At 74.9% G+C, this 15896-nt stretch carries 13 protein-coding genes; 5 read left to right on the top strand and 8 right to left on the bottom strand.

Translation table 11 applies throughout. The features are described 5' to 3' along the window. Positions 1-40 precede the first annotated feature (40 nt). Positions 41-2065, top strand: coding sequence for a putative bifunctional diguanylate cyclase/phosphodiesterase (locus tag HLV61_RS01610; RefSeq protein ID WP_369252303.1), 2025 nt, complete (start codon positions 41-43; stop codon positions 2063-2065). Between the two features lie 69 nt (positions 2066-2134). Here HLV61_RS01610 and HLV61_RS01605 read toward each other — a convergent pair whose 3' ends face one another. Continuing rightward, the gene (locus HLV61_RS01605; protein ID WP_369252301.1) at positions 2135-2947 is read right to left on the bottom strand and encodes an SGNH/GDSL hydrolase family protein; all 813 of its coding nucleotides are present in this window, start codon (positions 2945-2947) and stop codon (positions 2135-2137) included. Positions 2948-3043: 96 nt separating this feature from the next. Then, on the bottom strand, positions 3044-4468 hold the full coding sequence (locus HLV61_RS01600; protein ID WP_369252299.1) for a dihydrolipoyl dehydrogenase family protein: 1425 nt from the start codon (positions 4466-4468) through the stop codon (positions 3044-3046). Positions 4469-4502: 34 nt separating this feature from the next. Between HLV61_RS01600 and HLV61_RS01595 the strand changes: the two genes are divergently transcribed. The 4 genes from HLV61_RS01595 to HLV61_RS01580 are packed head-to-tail and all read left to right on the top strand — an operon-like array spanning position 4503 to position 8785. Continuing rightward, positions 4503-5045 (top strand): flavin reductase family protein, encoded by a 543-nt coding sequence (locus HLV61_RS01595; RefSeq protein ID WP_369252297.1) that lies wholly within the window; start codon positions 4503-4505, stop codon positions 5043-5045. An 11-nt stretch (positions 5046-5056) separates the two neighbouring features. After that, entirely contained in the window at positions 5057-7660 is a 2604-nt protein-coding gene (locus HLV61_RS01590) for a bifunctional FO biosynthesis protein CofGH (protein WP_369252295.1), read from the top strand. Positions 7661-7701: 41 nt separating this feature from the next. Further along, positions 7702-8388: an alpha/beta hydrolase gene (locus HLV61_RS01585; protein ID WP_369252293.1), complete on the top strand. Its 687-nt coding sequence runs from the start codon at positions 7702-7704 to the stop codon at positions 8386-8388. Positions 8389-8413: 25 nt separating this feature from the next. Next, positions 8414-8785 (top strand): VOC family protein, encoded by a 372-nt coding sequence (locus HLV61_RS01580; protein ID WP_369252291.1) that lies wholly within the window; start codon positions 8414-8416, stop codon positions 8783-8785. A 37-nt stretch (positions 8786-8822) separates the two neighbouring features. Here the strand turns inward: HLV61_RS01580 and HLV61_RS01575 are convergent, their stop codons facing one another. Genes HLV61_RS01575 through HLV61_RS01550 form a run of 6 tightly spaced genes read right to left on the bottom strand, consistent with a single transcriptional unit; the run spans position 8823 to position 15890 of the window. Then, a complete protein-coding gene (locus tag HLV61_RS01575; RefSeq protein ID WP_369252289.1) occupies positions 8823-9665 on the bottom strand; it encodes an HAD-IIA family hydrolase in 843 nt (280 codons plus the stop codon). Continuing rightward, positions 9658-11139, bottom strand: coding sequence for a biotin carboxyl carrier protein (locus HLV61_RS01570; protein ID WP_369252287.1), 1482 nt, complete (start codon positions 11137-11139; stop codon positions 9658-9660). The genes HLV61_RS01575 and HLV61_RS01570 overlap by 8 nt, the downstream gene beginning before the upstream one ends. After that, positions 11139-12509 (bottom strand): acetyl-CoA carboxylase biotin carboxylase subunit, encoded by a 1371-nt coding sequence (locus tag HLV61_RS01565; protein ID WP_369252285.1) that lies wholly within the window; start codon positions 12507-12509, stop codon positions 11139-11141. Before HLV61_RS01565 ends, HLV61_RS01570 begins: the two co-directional genes overlap by 1 nt. Further along, on the bottom strand, positions 12506-13000 hold the full coding sequence (locus HLV61_RS01560) for an acetyl-CoA carboxylase biotin carboxyl carrier protein (protein WP_369252283.1): 495 nt from the start codon (positions 12998-13000) through the stop codon (positions 12506-12508). Before HLV61_RS01560 ends, HLV61_RS01565 begins: the two co-directional genes overlap by 4 nt. Next, positions 12997-14085: a PEP/pyruvate-binding domain-containing protein gene (locus HLV61_RS01555; RefSeq protein ID WP_369252281.1), complete on the bottom strand. Its 1089-nt coding sequence runs from the start codon at positions 14083-14085 to the stop codon at positions 12997-12999. The genes HLV61_RS01560 and HLV61_RS01555 overlap by 4 nt, the downstream gene beginning before the upstream one ends. After that, positions 14085-15890 carry a PEP-utilizing enzyme gene (locus tag HLV61_RS01550; protein WP_369252279.1) on the bottom strand — a complete coding sequence of 602 codons (1806 nt, stop codon included), beginning with the start codon at positions 15888-15890 and terminating at the stop codon, positions 14085-14087. The genes HLV61_RS01555 and HLV61_RS01550 overlap by 1 nt, the downstream gene beginning before the upstream one ends. Between the last annotated feature and the right edge of the window lie 6 nt (positions 15891-15896).

The raw sequence follows: 15896 nt of genomic DNA, 5'->3' as shown, positions 1-15896 counted from the left end.
GTTCCGCGGCTCCGGGCATCCGGTCGGCCACCCTGTCCAGGTGACTCTCAGCGCTCCCCACGTGCCGCGGCCCCGAGGCGACCAGCCCGGGGACCCCGGCGGCGCACCGGCGGGGACGAGGCTGCGGGCCATCGACACGCTGCTGGCCGACCGCGGCCAGATGTTCCGCGCCCTGTTCCTGTCCTCCCCGGTCCCGAAGGCCCTCGTCGGCCTCGACGGCCACCTGCTCGTCGTCAACGACGCGCTGTGCGCGCTGTCCGGCCGCGGCATCGACGACATGGTCGGCCGGCACGTCGACCTGCTGGCCCACCCCGACGAGGCCCCGATCCCGGACGGCGAGACCGGCGGGGTGCCCGCCGGCGTGCCGGGGCTCGACCCGTGGCTGCGCCAGGACGGCGAGCGCCGCCTACGCCGCGCCGACGGCAGCGAGCTGTGGGTGCAGCAGTCCCACGACGTCGTCCACCGCAGCACCGGCGAGGCGCACTTCGTCGTCCTGTCGCTGGTCGACGTCACCGACCGGCGACGCGCCGAGGAGGACCTGGTCCGCCGCGCGTTCACCGACCCGCTCACCGGGCTGCCCAACCGCCGTGCCCTCACCGACCGGCTCGCCCACGCCCTCGCCCTGTCCCGACGCCGGGGGCTGCAGGTCGGCCTCGTGCACCTGGACCTCGACCGGTTCCAGGCGGTCAACGACACCCTCGGCACCGAGGCCGGCGACCAGCTGCTCAGCCAGGTCGCCGACCGGCTGCGCTGGAGCACCCGGGTCGAGGACACCGCCGTCCGGCTGGGCGCCGACGAGTTCCTCATCCTCGCCGAGGACGTCGAGGACCTCGACGGTCTGCGCGCGCTGGCCGACCGGCTGCTCTCGGTGCTCGACGACCCGTTCCAGCTCGGTGGGCGGGAGATCGTGCTGTCGGCCAGCGTCGGCCTCACGATGGGCTCCGACGTCGCCCCCGACGACCTGCTGCGCCAGGCGCACAGCGCGCTCACCTACGCCAAGCGGGACGGCAGCCGGGCGCGCATCGAGGTGCACGACGGCGGCCTGACCGAGGACGAGGTCGACCTGCTGCAGCTGGAGACCGACCTGCGCCGGGCGCTGGACGGCAACGAGCTGCGGCTGTTCTACCAGCCGATCGTCTCCCTGGCCGACGAGACGCTGCTCGGCTACGAGGCCCTGATCCGCTGGCAGCACCCGACGCGCGGGCTGCTCCCGCCCGGCGCCTTCCTCGACGCCGCCGAGAACAACCGGCTCACCTCGCGGCTGGGCGCCTGGGTGCTCCGGCAGGCGTGCACCGACGCCTCCGGGTGGCCGGCCGGGCTGCGCGTGCACGTCAACGTCTCCGCCCGCCACCTGGCCGAGGAGGGCTTCAGCGACCTGGTCGCCGCCGCGCTGGACGAGTCGGGCCTGCCGCCCGAGCGGCTGGAGCTGGAGATCACCGAGTCGACGGCGCTGTTCGCCGCCGAGGCGACGCTGCAGGCGGTGTCGGAGGTGACCGAGCGCGGCGTGACGCTGGCGCTCGACGACTTCGGCACCGGCTACTCGGCGATCACCGCGCTGCACCGGCTGCCGATCCACACGGTCAAGATCGACCGGTCGTTCATCGCCGACGTCGTCACCCGTCCCTCCACCGCCGCGCTCGTGCAGGGGCTGCTGAACCTGGGGCAGGGCATGGGCCTGCAGGTGATCGCCGAGGGCATCGAGGACCTCGAGCAGGCCGACTGGCTGCGCCGGCACGGGTGCGCGATGGCCCAGGGCTACGCCTTCGGGCGCCCGGCCCCACTGCCCAGCCGCGCCGAGGCGCTGATGGCCGAGGTGCTGGTCGAGCAGGCCGCCGAGGAGGCCGCCGCCGTCCTCGAGGCCGTGACCGGTGAGCTCGAGGCCGTCACCGGCGAGCTGCCCCCGGTCCCGGACCCGGCCGGCGCCGACGGCGTCGACCTGTTCCTGCTCGACGACGCCGGCACCCCGCCCGCCCGGCCGTTCCTGGTGGTCGTCGAGGACCACGACCAGGACCACCGCGCCGACGAGCCGGTCGGCGAGGAGGACGGCGACCAGCCCCGGGCCTGAGCCCCTCGTGCACGTCCGCGGACGTGCACCGTGCACCTCCACGGGAGTGCACCCACCCGGGCCCGGTACTCAGCCCCGGGTCAGCGCCAGCGGCACCGGTCGCTTGGGCTCCCGGCCGTCGCCGGAGGACCGGCCACGCAGGCGGCGGGCGATCCACGGCGCGACGAAGCCGCGCACCCAGGCGGCCTCCTCGGCCAGCGCCGCCCGCAGCGCCCGCGGCGGGGCGGGGGACAGCGGCGTGCGCCAGTGGCCGCCATCGGCGACGGGCACACCCAGCGCCTCGGCCGCGGCCAGCGCGGTGCGCCGGTGCCCCTCGGCGGTGAGGTGGATGCGGTCGCTGTCCCACATCCGCCAGTCCTGCAGCCAGCCGGCGCCCCACTGGTCGAGCACGACGGCGCCGTGCCGCGCCGCGATCGACCACAGCGAGGCGTTGAACACCGCGACCCGGCCGCGGGTGCGGCGGATGATCGGCGTCTGCCGCGGGTCGACGCCGGTGGCCAGCAGCACGTTGGTGCCGTCGGCACGGAACCCGGTCACCGCCTCCTCGAGCGCGGCGGCCAGCCGGTCGGGATCGGCGCCGGGGCGCAGCAGGTCGTTGCCGCCGGCCACCAGGCTCACCAGGTCCGGCCGGGCGGCGAGGGCCACCGGCACCTGCTCGGCGAGCACCTGCGGCAGGAGCCGGCCGCGGATGGCCAGGTTCGCGTACTCGACGTCGGCGTCCGGCTGCGCCGCCGCTGCGTGGACGGCCAGGTGCCCGGCCAGCCGGTCGGCCCAGCCGCGGTACTCGCCGGGGCGGTCGGGATCGGGGTCGCCGACCCCCTCGGTGAAGGAGTCGCCGAGGGCGACGTAGCGGCGCCAGGAACGGTTCGAGGGGACGAGCACGTCCTCCACTCCAGCACGCTCGGTGAGGTGCTGGAACGGCCCCCCTGCAGGGTCCCGCCGCGAGCCTGCGAGTGGCGGGGGCAGGGGGGTCCTCGTTCAGTCGCGCCAGGTCTCCAGCAGCCGCAGCCAGATCTCGCTGACCGTCGGGTAGGCGGGGACCGCGTGCCACAGCCGGGCGATCGGCACCTCCCCGACGACGGCGACCGTGGCCGCGTGCAGCAGCTCGGCCACCGCGGGCCCGACGAAGGTGACGCCGAGCAGCACCTCCCGGTCGGTGTCGACGACGGCGATCGCGGTGCCCTCGTAGCCGTCGGCGAACAGCGACGCGCCCGCGACCGAGCCGATCGGGTACTCGACGACGCGGTGCGGCAGGCCCTGCTCCCGCGCCTGGGCGCTGGTCAGCCCGACGCTGGCCACCTGCGGGTCGGTGAACACGACCGACGGCGTGGCGGCGCGGTCGGCGGTGGCGGCGTGCGGCGACCAGTCGGCGCCCGAGGCCTCCTCGCCCCGCGCGCGGGCGACGATCGCGGCACCGGCCTGGCGGGCCTGGTACTTGCCCATGTGGGTGAGCAGCCGGCGGCCGTTGACGTCGCCGACGCCGTAGAGCCACGGCAGCCCGCGCACCTGCAGCGTGTCGTCGACGTCGAGGTACTCCCCCGGTTCGAGGCCGACGGCGTCCACCCCGATGCCGGTGGTCCGCGCCCGCCGCCCGACGGCGACGAGCACCTCGTCGCCGCGGACCTCGCCCTCGGCGGTGGTGAGCACGACCTCGTCGTCCTCCCGGCGGGCGGCGCGGACCTCGGAGTCGAGCCGCACGTGCACGCCGCGGTCCCGCAGCGAGGCCAGCACGGCGTCGCCGGCCTGCGGTTCCGCGCCGGGCAGCAGCCGGTCGCCCTGCTGGAACAGCGTCACCTGCGAGCCCAGGGCGCTCCAGGCGAAGGACAGCTCGCAGCCCACGTAGCCGCCGCCGATGACGAGCAGCCGGCGCGGGGCCTCCTTGGCGCTGGTGGCCTCGCGCGGGGTCCACGGCTGGACGTCGGGCAGGCCCTCGACCGGAGGGACGGCGGCCTCCGAGCCGGTGCAGACGGCGACCGCGTGTCGGGCGGTCAGCGTCGTCTCGCCGCCGTCGGCCCGGGTGACGACGACGCTGCGCTCGCCGGTCAGCCGCGCGGTGCCGCGGACCAGGTCGATGCCGGCGCCCTCGACCCACTGCACCTGGCCCGAGTCGTCCCAGTCGTGGGTGAAGGAGTCGCGGCGCTCGAGGGTGGCGGCGACGTCCTGCTCCCCGGTGACGGCGGCCGCGGCACCCTTGACCGCCCGCGCCTCCTCGATGGCCTCGGTGCCGCGCAGCAGCGCCTTGCTCGGCATGCACGCGTAGTAGGAGCACTCGCCGCCCACGAGGTGCTCCTCCACCAGCACCGCGCTCAGCCCGCCCTTCACGACGACGTCGGCGACGTTCTCGCCGGTCGAGCCGGCTCCCATCACGACGACGTCGTAGGTCTCCTCGTCTGCGCTGCTCACCGGGCCATCCTCGCCGGTGTGGTCGACTGGCCGCATGCCCGTGTCCCCTGCCGAGTTCAGCGCGGCGCTGCGCCAGTACGCGGCGGGGGTGGCCCTGATGACCGTGCGGGACGACATCGACGACGTCGGGACGACGGTCACCTCGGTGATGAGCGTGTCGGCCGACCCGCCGCTGGTCGCCGTCGGGCTGACCGCCGACGGCTACCCGGCCGAGGTGCTGGAGGCCGTGGGCACCTGCGGGCTGACCGTGCTGGCGGCGGGGCAGGCGATCCTCGCCAGCCGGTTCTCCTCGGCCGGGCGGCCCTCGGCGCGGCACCTGCTCGAGTCGGTGCCGTGGTCGCGGGCGCCGGGCAGCGGGGCGATCGTGCTCGACGGCGGCGTGGTCGCGCTCGACTGCCGGCTCGACCGCCTGGTCCCGGCCGGGGACCACGTGCTCGCGCTGCTCGCCGTCGAGGCGGTCCCCGTGCTGCACGACGGTGCCGCTCCCCTGCTGCGCCTGCGCGGCCGCTACGCCGACGCCCCGGAAGCCAGGAGCGCGACGAAGGCCGTCCCCCGCTCCGGAGGGCCCGGGGGCTAGCGTCGGGGGTGATGAGCGAGCCACAGACCCCCGTGCCGTCCGGGCTCCGCCGGGCCCTCGCCCGCGCCGAGCGGGGCGTGTCCCTGGACGCCGCCGAGGGCGAGGTCCTGCTGTCGGCCCGCGGCCTCGCCGACGGCGACCCGCTGGACCGCCTGCTGACCGCCGCCTCGCGCGTCCGCGACGCCGGGCTCGCCTCGGCCGGGCGACCGGGCGTGGTCACCTACAGCCGCAAGGTGTTCATCCCGCTCACCCACCTGTGCCGCGACCGGTGCCACTACTGCACGTTCGTGACCACGCCCGGGCAGCTGCGCCGCGAGGGGAAGGCGCCGTTCCTCTCCCCCGACGAAGTGCTCGAGATCGCCCGGCAGGGTGCGGCCCTGGGGTGCAAGGAGGCGCTGTTCACCCTCGGCGACCGTCCGGAGGACCGCTGGCCGGTGGCCGCGGAGTGGCTGGAGGCGCACGGCTTCGACTCCACGCTGGGCTACCTGCGGGCGATGGCGATCCGGGTGCTGGAGGAGACCGGGCTGCTGCCCCACCTCAACCCCGGGGTGATGTCCTGGGAGGAGCTCCAGCGGCTCAAGCCGGTGTCGGCCTCGATGGGGATGATGCTGGAGACGACGGCGACCCGGCTGTGGGCCGAGCCCGGCGGCCCGCACTACGGGTCGCCGGACAAGGAGCCCCGGGTGCGGCTGCGGGTGCTGGAGGACGCCGGGCGGTCGGCGGTCCCGTTCACCACCGGCGTGCTGCTGGGCATCGGCGAGACGCCGGCCGAGCGGGTCGACGCCGTCGGCGCGATCCGCGCTGCGCACGCCCGGCACGGGCACGTGCAGGAGGTGATCGTGCAGAACTTCCGCGCCAAGCCGCGCACCGCGATGGCCGCGCACGACGACCTGGCGCTGCAGGAGTACGTGGCCGCCGTCGCCGTGACCCGGCTGCTGCTCGGGCCGAAGGCGCGGGTGCAGGCGCCGCCGAACCTGTCCGACGCCACCGAGCTCGGGCTGCTGCTGCGCGCCGGCGTGGACGACTGGGGCGGGGTCTCCCCGCTCACGCCCGACCACGTCAACCCCGAGCGGCCCTGGCCGCACGTCGACGAGCTCGCCGCCCGGACCGCCGAGGCCGGCTTCACCCTGCGCGAGCGGCTGGCCGCCCAGCCGGCCTACGTCCTGCAGCCCGAGCCGTGGCTGGACCCCCGCGTGCGCCCGCACGTCTTCGCCCTCGCCGGACCGGACGGGCTGGCGGTCGAGGGGCGCATCCCCGCGGGGCTGTTGTGGCAGGAGCCGGACGAGGCCTGGGTGTCGACCGGCCGCACCGACCTGCACGTCGAGGTCGACACGGTCGGGCGCACCGGCGACCGGCGCAGCGACTTCGACGCCGTCTACGGCGACTGGGCCGAGCTGCGCGACCGCACCGAGAGCGCCCGCGACGGGCACACCACCGCGATCGCCGCCGGCGACCCCGAGGTCCGGGCGGCGCTGAGCCACGCCGAGACCGACCCCGCCGGCCTGTCCGACGCCGAGTACCTCGCGCTGCTGGGCGCCGACGGCCCCGACCTCGCGGCGCTGACCGCGCTGGCCGACTCGATCCGCCGGGACGTCACCGGCGACGACGTCACCTACGTGGTGAACCGGAACGTCAACTTCACCAACGTCTGCTACACCGGCTGCCGGTTCTGCGCCTTCGCCCAGCGGCGCACCGACGCCGACGCCTACACGCTGTCGCTGGCCGAGGTCGGCGACCGGGTGGACCGCGCGTGGGCCGCCGGCGCCACCGAGATCTGCATGCAGGGCGGCATCCACCCCGACCTGCCCGGCACCGCCTACCTCGACCTGATCGGCGAGGTGAAGCGGCGGCAGCCGGAGATCCACCTGCACGCGTTCTCGCCGATGGAGATCGTCAACGCCGCGGCCCGCACCGGGCTGTCGTTCGAGGACTTCCTCGTGGCGGCCCGCGACGCCGGGCTCGACAGCATCCCCGGCACGGCGGCGGAGATCCTCGACGACGACGTCCGCTGGGTGCTGACCAAGGGCAAGCTGCCCGCCGCGACCTGGCTGGAGATCATCGGCACCGCGCACCGCGTGGGCCTCCCGACGACGTCGACGATGATGTACGGCCACGTCGACACCCCCGCGCACTGGGTGGCGCACCTGCGGACCATCGCCCGCCAGCAGGACGAGACCGGCGGGTTCACCGAGTTCGTGCTGCTGCCGTTCGTGCACCACAACTCGCCGATCTACCTCGCCGGCGTCGCCCGGCCCGGGCCGACGGTGCGGGAGAACCGGGCGGTGCACGCCGTGGCCCGCCTGCTGCTGCACGGCCGGATCCCGAACGTCCAGACCTCCTGGGTGAAGCTCGGCGACGCCGGCACCCAGGCGGTGCTGCAGGGCGGCGCCAACGACCTGGGCGGCACGCTGATGGAGGAGACGATCAGCCGGATGGCCGGCAGCGAGAACGGGTCGCTGAAGACCGTCGCCGAGCTGGAGTCCATGGCCGCGGCGATCGGCCGGCCCGCCCGGCAGCGCACCACGGGCTACGGCACCCCGTCCGAGGAGCGGCTGGCGACCGCCCGCTCCGAGGCCGGCCGCCGGGCGCTGACCCTCTCGGTCACCCCGGCCTGACCGCGGCCCGGACGCGTCCGGCCCGTTCCGGAGGAGGGACCGTGGACGTCGGGCTGGACCGGCTGGTCCCGGCGGACCTCGCGAGGCACGTCCCGGAGAGCCGGGCGTCCTCCGCCGCGCGCGGGGAGCGGCGAGGCCGCGCGTCCCTCGAGGAGCTCCGGGACGCACGTGCCCGGCGCGTCCCGCCTCCGCTGTCCGGACGGGGCACCGTCGAGCAGGTCGTGCGTGGATCCCGGCGGGAGGTCCCGGGCGAGGGCTTCTCCCTCGGGGGCCCCGGCGGACGGGACCGCCCGCGACGCGGCGCTCGCCGCGTCGCTCGGGATCGCCGTGGTCGGCGTCGACCACCGGCTCGCGCCCGAGGACCCCTGGCCGGCCGGCCGCCCGCGGGCCGGCTGATCGCCGACGAGTACTTCCTCGAGGCCCACGTCGGCCACCTGACCGATCGCACCCTCCCCGACGTGTCGCCCCTCTTCGGCGACCTGCGCGGTCCGCCGCCGACCCTGCTGGTCGTCGGGGCGCGCGACGTCCTGCTCGAGGACGACCTGGTCATGGCGGCCCGGCTGTGCGCCGCGGGGAACTTGGTCGACCTCCGGGTCCACCCGGAGTCGCCACACGGCTCCACCGGCCATCCGACCGGCATGGCGCGGGCCGCCCGGCACGACCGGGACTCCCGGCTCGTCGAGCGCCTGAGCGATGAGATCGCCCCGCTTCCGCCGTCCACCCCCTGAGGACCGCGACGAGAGGAGCATCCCGATGTTGACCGACACGAGGGCCTACAGCGGCATCGCCGTCCGCGACCTGACGGCGGCCCGGCAGTTCTACGGCGAGGTGCTCGGGCTGCGCACGTCCGAGGACCACGGCAACCTCTGGCTGCACCTGGCCGGCGGCCGGGACACGTTCGTCTACGAGCAGCCCAGCGCCACCCCGGCCAGCTACACCGTCCTGAACTTCGAGGTGGACGACGTCGGGGCCGCGGTCGGCGAACTGACCGCGCGCGGCGTGCGCTTCGAGCGCTACGAGGGGATCCCGCAGGACGAGCACGGGGTCATGCGGGGACAGGGCCCGGACATCGCCTGGTTCACCGACCCCTCGGGCAACGTCCTCTCGGTGATCGCCGCCGACTGAGCCGGCCGGCAGCGCACCACCAGGGACCTCGACGTCCTCACCCGCGCAGCAGGTCCGCCAGGACGCCGACGTCCGGCAGGTCCAGGTGCGGGCGCACGTCGGCCGGCAGGTCGGTGTAGGACTCCGCGTGCCCGATCCCCGTGTGCACGGCCACGGCGAGGGCGCCGCCGGCGTGCGCCATCGGCACCTCCAGCTCGGGGTCGTCGCCGACCACCGCCAGCTCCCCGGGGGCCAGGTCCAGCCGCCGGGCCGCCGTCTGCAGCGCGGCCGGCGACGGCTTGCCGACGACGGTCACCTCACACCCGGTGACGTCGCGGACGACGGCGCTGATGGCCCGCGACGTCCCGAGCGACCGCCCCTCCGCCGTCGCGAAGAACAGCGACTGCGAGGCGCTGTAGAACGCCGCCCCGTCGAGGACCGCGAAGCAGGCGGCCTCCAGCGCTTCGAAGGTCAGCTCCTGCCGGTACCAGCCGGCCATCACCGCGTCGCACCGCGTCCCGGGGACCGGCGGCAGCGTCTCGATCCCCGCCGCCTCCAGTGGCTCGGTGATCCCCGGGCCGCCCAGCACCATGACCCGCCGGTGGCCGGCCGCGGTGAACACGTCCACCGCGGTGGAGGCCGGCGTCAGCACTTCGTCGGCGGCGACCGGCAGGCCGGTCCGCTGCAGGGCGTCCGCGCACCGTCCCGGCGTCTTCACCGTCCCGTTGGTGAAGACGCAGAACGGCAGGGAGAGCTCGTGCAGCGTCCGCACGAGGTCGAGCGCTCCGGGCAGCGGGACCAGCCCCTGGTTGTCCCGGTCGCCCAGCACCAGCGTGCCGTCCATGTCGAGGACGAAGCCGCGCACCTGCCGCAGCCGGTCGAGGGCAGCGGGGTCAGGCACGGGGGTCCCCTCCGGCGGTCCGGCGGACCGACATCCGCAGGCCCGGTGTGGCGACGGCGAGGTCGTGGACGGACGTGCGCGACCCGAGTTCCCGCAGGAGCGTCAGCACGGGTGCCAGCGACGGGTTGAAGTGCCGCGGCGCCGGACCCGCCGCGAGCATCGCGTCGACCTGGTCCTCGGGCATGTGCGCGCGCAGGAGCAACTCCTCGTCGCTGGTCCCCCGCCGGAACCGTCTCCGCAGTTCGGCGGGCGTCGGCGGTGGCGGCTCCGACGCGAGCTCGCGGGCCCGGGGCCGGTCGAGGATGCGGTCGTGCACCTGCGGGTCGATCGGTGCGGTCGGCCGACCGAAGCTGCCCAGCACGTACCGGATCACCTGGTCGGGCACGGTGGCGTAGCGCTCGCCGATCACGTTGAACAGCGCCTGGGACACCACCATCTGCGGGAACGGCGTGACCATGATCGGGTGGCCCAGCTCCGCCCGGACGGTGCCGACCTCCTCCACCAGCGCCTCGAACCGGTGCTCCATCCCGATCTCGCGCAGCTGCCGCCGGGTCGTCGTCATCACGCCGCCGGCGATCTGGTGGTGCAGGAACGCCGCGTCGAAGTCCTGCGGCCCCCCGGCCGGCAGCTCCTCCGCCACGGCCAGTCCGTCCAGGAAGTCGCAGACCAGGCCCAGGGCGCGGTCGTCGACGGCGACCGTGTGGCCCATCTCCCGCAGGTTGGCCACCGTCCGGCGCGCCTCGGGCAGCGACGAGCCGTTGCCCAGCGGCCCGCTGCCCACCTGCACGACCTCGACCCCCAGCTCCGGCGCGATCGAGTACGTCAGCGGCGAGAGCCCGATGGTCGCGTGCGAGTGGAGCTCCAGCGGCATGCCGTCCAGCTGCCCGACGATCGCCGGGAGCAGCGTCCGTGCCCGCTCGGCGGTGAGGATCCCGGCGGGGTCCTTCACGTAGACGCGGTCGAAGTCGGGATGGACCGCGAACTGCCTCGCCAGGTCGGCGTAGAAGGCGTCGTCGTGCACCACGCTGATCGAGAAGACGAGGGCCCCGATCACCTCCTCGACGCCGGCCTGCTTGAGCCGGCGCGCGGTCTCCCGAGCGGCGTCCATGTCGTGCATCGGGTCGAGGACGACGACCCGGTCGATCCCGTTGGCGACCAGCCGGTCGTAGACCAGCTGCATGGTCTCCGGGTGCGAGTTCTGCCAGCTGATGAAGCGGAAGCCGGTGCCGATGAACTGCAGCCTCGTCGTCGGCATCGCGGCCCTGGTCAGCCGGAGCCGCTCCCACGGGTCCTCCCGGTGGGTGCGGACGGCGACGCCCATGGCCGTGCTGGAGCTGTAGTCCAGAGCGCGGAACCCGACCCGCTCCATCAGCGGGGCCACCTGGATGACGTGCGCCGTCCGCAGGCCGGTGGCGCCCCAGAGGCTCTGGTTGCCGTCGCGTAGCGACACGTCGACCAGCTCCACGTCCGCCATCAGCGCGCCCCCACCCGGTGACCGTCCAGGAACCGTTCGAAGAACGCCGTGTCCACTCCCCCGGCGGCGAATCCCGGATCGGCCAGCAGGGCCCGGTGCACCGGCACCGTCGTCGTCACGCCCTCGATCCGCAGCAGGTCCAGGGCGGCCCGGGCCCGAGCGAGGGCGTCGTCCCGGTCGGTCCCGTGCACGACCAGCTTGGCGAGCAGCGAGTCGTAGTGGGGCGGGACGACGGAGCCGCCCTGCACGTGGGTGTCCACCCGCAGGCCCTCCCCCACCGGCAGCACCACCCGGTCGATCCGGCCCGGTGAGGGGCGGAAGCCCTGCGCCCAGTCCTCGGCGTTGATCCGGCACTCCACGGCGTGCCCGGTGAGGACGACGTCCTCCTGCCGCAGTCGCAGCGGCAGGCCCTCGGCGACGGCGAGCTGCTCGGCGACCAGGTCCAGCCCGGTGACCATCTCGGTGACTGGGTGCTCGACCTGGATGCGGGCGTTCATCTCCAGGAAGGAGAAGGTGCCGCGCTCGCGGTCGACGAGCAGCTCGACGGTGCCCAGGCCGCGGTAGTGCAGGTGCTCGGCGAGGGCGAGGGCGGCGGCCGCCATCTCCGCACGCAGGGCGTCCGGCAGCAGCGGCGCGGGCGCCTCCTCGAACAGCTTCTGGTAGCGCCGCTGGACGGAGCAGTCACGGTCCCCGAGCGCCACGGCGCGCGAGCCGTCCCCCAGGACCTGCACCTCGACGTGGCGTCCCGACGACACGAAGCGCTCGACGTAGACCCGCGGGTCGCCGAACGCGGCAGCCGCCTCCGAGACGGCGAGGTCGAAGGTGTGGGCCAGGTCCTCCGGCCCGGCGACGAGCTTCATGCCGCGGCCACCACCCCCGCCGACGGCCTTCACGAGCAGCGGGTAGCCCAGCTCGGCGGCCACCTGCTGCGCCCCCGCGAGGTCGGCGGCCTCCCCGCCGGGGACGACGGGCAGCCCCGCGGCCACGGCGTGCGAGCGGGCGGTGAGCTTGTCCCCCACCGCCTCCAGCGACTCCGGCGTCGGCCCCACGAAGACGATCCCCGCCGCCGCACAGGCACGGGCCAGCGACGGGTTCTCCGACAGGAACCCGTAGCCCGGGTGCACCGCATCCGCGTCCACCGCCTGCGCGACCCGCACGACGGCCGCCACGTCGAGGTAGCTGCGGCCCGCGTCGGCGGGGCCGAGCCGGACCACGCGGTCGGCCAGCCGCGCGGGCAGCGACTCCACGTCGGCGTCGGAGGCGGCCAGCACGGACTCGATGCCGAGCCGTGTGCAGGTGCGGACCACCCGGGCGGCGATCTCACCCCGGTTGGCGATCAGCAGCCGGCGGATCCGCCTGGCGCCGGTCATCCCGGAGTACCGTCCGCGGCCGGTCGCACGACGAGCAGCACCGCGTCGGCCGCGGCGAACTCGCCGTCGCCCACCCGGAACTCCAGGACGGTGCCCGGGACGCCGGCGTGCACCGGCGTCATCATCTTCATGGTCTCCACGATCCCGACGACGGTCTCGGCGTCGACCCGGTCGCCGACGTCCACGAACGGCGGGGCCCCGGGCTGCGGTGCCCGGTAGAACGTGCCCAGCAGCGGAGGGTGCACCGCCACCAGCCCCTCGCCGACCTCCGCGGCGGCAGCAGGGGCCTCGACGGCGACCGCTGGCGCGGCGGCCTGCTCCACCCGGGGTGCCCGCCGGACGTGCTGCTCGGCGGTCCAGCCCGCAGCGCCCTCCCGGCGGACGGTGAGGGTGAGGTCGGCCAGCTCCAGGTGCAGCTCCTCCAGTCCGCTGGAGTCGAGCACCCGCAGGACGTCGCGGACGTCGTCGGGGGTCAGCTCCACCTCGCTCACCCCTCCGACGAGCGCTTGCCGCCCAGCACGTTGAACACGTGGTCGAACGGCCGCGGCGCCGGGGCCGCCGTGCGCGCCCGGTCCTTCTCCGCCCACACCGTCTCCGGCCGGCTCTGCAGCAGGAAGACCTCGCCGCCGGCCGGGGTCTCCGCGACGGCCCACTCGACGTCCTGCGGGCACCCGTGGTGCGCCTCGACCCTCCGTGCGATCGCCACCAGCTCGGCGATCTCGGCGTCGGAGATCGAGGGACGGTCCTGCAGCTCGGCCGGCACGTCGGCCTCGACCACGCCGTGGCCGGACGGATCGGGGCGGTGCCAGCGGGTCTTGGTGGCCACGGTCCGCCGGATCTCCCCGGTCACCTTGCTGACGACGAAGGAGTCGGGCGTGACCTCCCCGCCGACCACGGCCGACCCCAGGCCCCAGCTGGCGTCGATGGCGACCACCGACCTGTCGCCGGTCCTCGGGCTGCGGGTGAACAGCACGCCCGAGCTGCGGGCGTCGACCATCCGCTGGACGACGACGGCCATCCCGAGGTCGGTCTCGGGGATGCCGCGGCGCAGCCGGTAGGTGACCGACTCGACGCTGTAGAGGCTCGCCCAGCAGCGGCGCACGTGCGCGAGCACCGAGTCGGCCCCGCGCACCCACAGGTAGGTGTCCTGCAGCCCCGCGAAGCTGGCCTCGGCGCTGTCCTCGCTGGTCGCGCTCGACCGGACGGCGACCGGCAGGTCGGGGTCCCCGCACTCCTCGCAGAGCGCCGCGTACGCCGCGGTGAGCGCCTCGGCCACCTCGTCGGGCGGGGGCGCGGACTCCAGCACCGCGCGGACCTCCGCGGTGGCGGCGGCGAGCCCCTCGGCGTCGGCGGGGTCGAGGGCGGCCACCCGGGCGGGGATCGGTGCGCCGGCGGAGGTGAGGTGCTCGACGGTCCGCCGGAAGGCCGCCGTCGTCACGACGACACCGGTCGGCACGCGGATGCCGGCGCGCAGCAGCTCGCCGAGGCCGGCCCCCTTCCCGCCGACGGTCGGGACGTCGTCCAGGCCGACGTCGCGCAGGTGCAGGACGGAGCGGGTGGCCACGAGCGTCCCCATCAGCTCAGCACGGTGACGACACCGCGGTCGCCGTCGACCCGGACGCGGTCCCCGGTCCGGATCCGGGCGGTGGCCATGCCGGTGCCGACGACGGCCGGCATGCCGTACTCGCGGGCCACGATCGCCGCGTGGGACATCGTGCCGCCGATGTCGGAGACGGCCGCGGCGATCTTGCCGAACACCGGGCCCCAGCTGGGCGCGGTCACCGGGCAGACGAGCACCTCGCCCTCGCGGATCTGGCCGATGTCGTTGACGTTGAGCAGCACCCGCGCGATGCCCTCGACCACACCGGGTGAGGCCGCGTAGCCGCGCACGGTGGAGTCGTCGTCCGCACCGCCGAGCCAGGTCTCGACGGTCTCCTGGGTGATCCCCCAGAGCATCTTCACCGCCGGGTCGTTCAGCGCCTCGGGGACGGCACCCAGCGCAGGTGGCGCCGACCAGCCCGACAGCGCCTCGACGATCCGCTTGCGCTCGGCGACGATCGGCTGCCAGTGCCGGGCGCCGAGCTCGGTCCCGCCCGAGGCCCAGGCCAGCATGACGTCGGCGAGGGCGTCCTCGACCTCCACGTGCCGCAGGTGGAAGACGTCGTCGGCCGCCAGCAGCACGCCACGCTCGGCCAGCAACGCCCCGAAGGCCCGGATCTTCTGGAAGAAGCGGGTCGTGAACCAGTGCTCGCAGTAGAACTTGTGCGACTCGATGTAGGGGAACACCTGCCGGCACAGGCCGAGCATCTGGTCGAAGGCGGCCTCCTCGTCCTCGGAGTCCAGCAGTGCCCGGTACTCGGCGGCGATCCGGTCGCGCTCCTCGGCCAGGCGCTCGGTCGGGCGGGTGAGGTCCTCACCGGCCGCGACCTGCTCGACGTAGCGCGGCAGGGCGGCGAAGGGCACGGTCAGGTCGTCGGCCCAGGACAGGTGGTGGTGGTAGAAGCCGTCGCCGACCGAGACGTTGAACCACGGGTCCTTGGCCGCCTCCAGCGCGGCCAGCCAGCGGGCACCGCTGTTCCCCCGCTCACCCAGGGCCGCCAGCACCTTCGCCGGCTCCGCGCCCTCCACGAACAGGTCGGCGAGGTCGAGCTCCACGGCGAGCGCGGCCAGCTCCTTCAGCTCGTCGTCGGGCCGGTACATGGTGACGTCCATGCCGGCCACCATGCGGGCCACCATCTGGTCGCCCATCTCCGGGAACGCCTGCTTGCAGAACTCGAAGAAGACGACGTAGGCGCCGTACCCGAGCATCAGGAGTTCGGTGTGGTGGTGCCACATCTTCGAGTAGAGGTCGATGCAGCGGTGGAAGTTCTCGCGGACCTGGTGGTTGGAGGCGAACCCGCGGCCACCCGTGACCACCTCCAGGGGGTCGAGCTCGCCGAGCACGGGCACCTCGACGGCCTCGATCTCGGCGATCAGCGCCTCGATGCGCTGCTGCCACTCGCCGTAGATCCGGTCCCAGTTGCCGTAGTAGTGCCCGGCCCGCTCCTGGAAGTGCACGAACCGCCGGCCCTGCTCCGCCTCGTCGAGCACCGGGTTGGCGGTGATGTAGACCCGCCCGTTGAGGATGCGGTACTCGATCCCCATGGTCGTCGGGAAGGAGAACAGGCGGGCGGTGTTGGCGCCGATCGCGGTGTACGGGACCTCGGAGGTGATGCCGTCGAAGGCCGGGACCACCTCCGGGAAGTGCATCGAGTTGTAGAACCAGAAGCGCTGGTCGTCCTCGGGCTGGAACCGGGAGAAGTAGGGGTACATCGCCTCCCAGCCCTCGGCGCCGGGGACGGCCTCGATCTCGGACGGCAGGGGGAACGAGCGCTCGGGCATCGCGTG

Origin of the sequence: Geodermatophilus amargosae (assembly GCF_041028265.1) — a bacterium.
GTDB classification, from domain to species: domain Bacteria; phylum Actinomycetota; class Actinomycetes; order Mycobacteriales; family Geodermatophilaceae; genus Geodermatophilus; species Geodermatophilus amargosae_A.
This window is presented reverse-complemented; position numbering and strand designations above follow the sequence as displayed.

Coding starts and splice junctions, on each gene's coding strand:
- HLV61_RS01595 (WP_369252297.1), top strand. CDS start 4,503: ATGCCCGTGTCCCCTGCCGAGTTCAGCGCGGCGCTGCGCCAGTACGCG.
- HLV61_RS01590 (WP_369252295.1), top strand. CDS start 5,057: ATGAGCGAGCCACAGACCCCCGTGCCGTCCGGGCTCCGCCGGGCCCTC.
- HLV61_RS01580 (WP_369252291.1), top strand. CDS start 8,414: ATGTTGACCGACACGAGGGCCTACAGCGGCATCGCCGTCCGCGACCTG.
- HLV61_RS01570 (WP_369252287.1), bottom strand. CDS start 11,139: ATGGCGGACGTGGAGCTGGTCGACGTGTCGCTACGCGACGGCAACCAG.
- HLV61_RS01565 (WP_369252285.1), bottom strand. CDS start 12,509: ATGACCGGCGCCAGGCGGATCCGCCGGCTGCTGATCGCCAACCGGGGT.
- HLV61_RS01555 (WP_369252281.1), bottom strand. CDS start 14,085: ATGGGGACGCTCGTGGCCACCCGCTCCGTCCTGCACCTGCGCGACGTC.
- HLV61_RS01550 (WP_369252279.1), bottom strand. CDS start 15,890: ATGCCCGAGCGCTCGTTCCCCCTGCCGTCCGAGATCGAGGCCGTCCCC.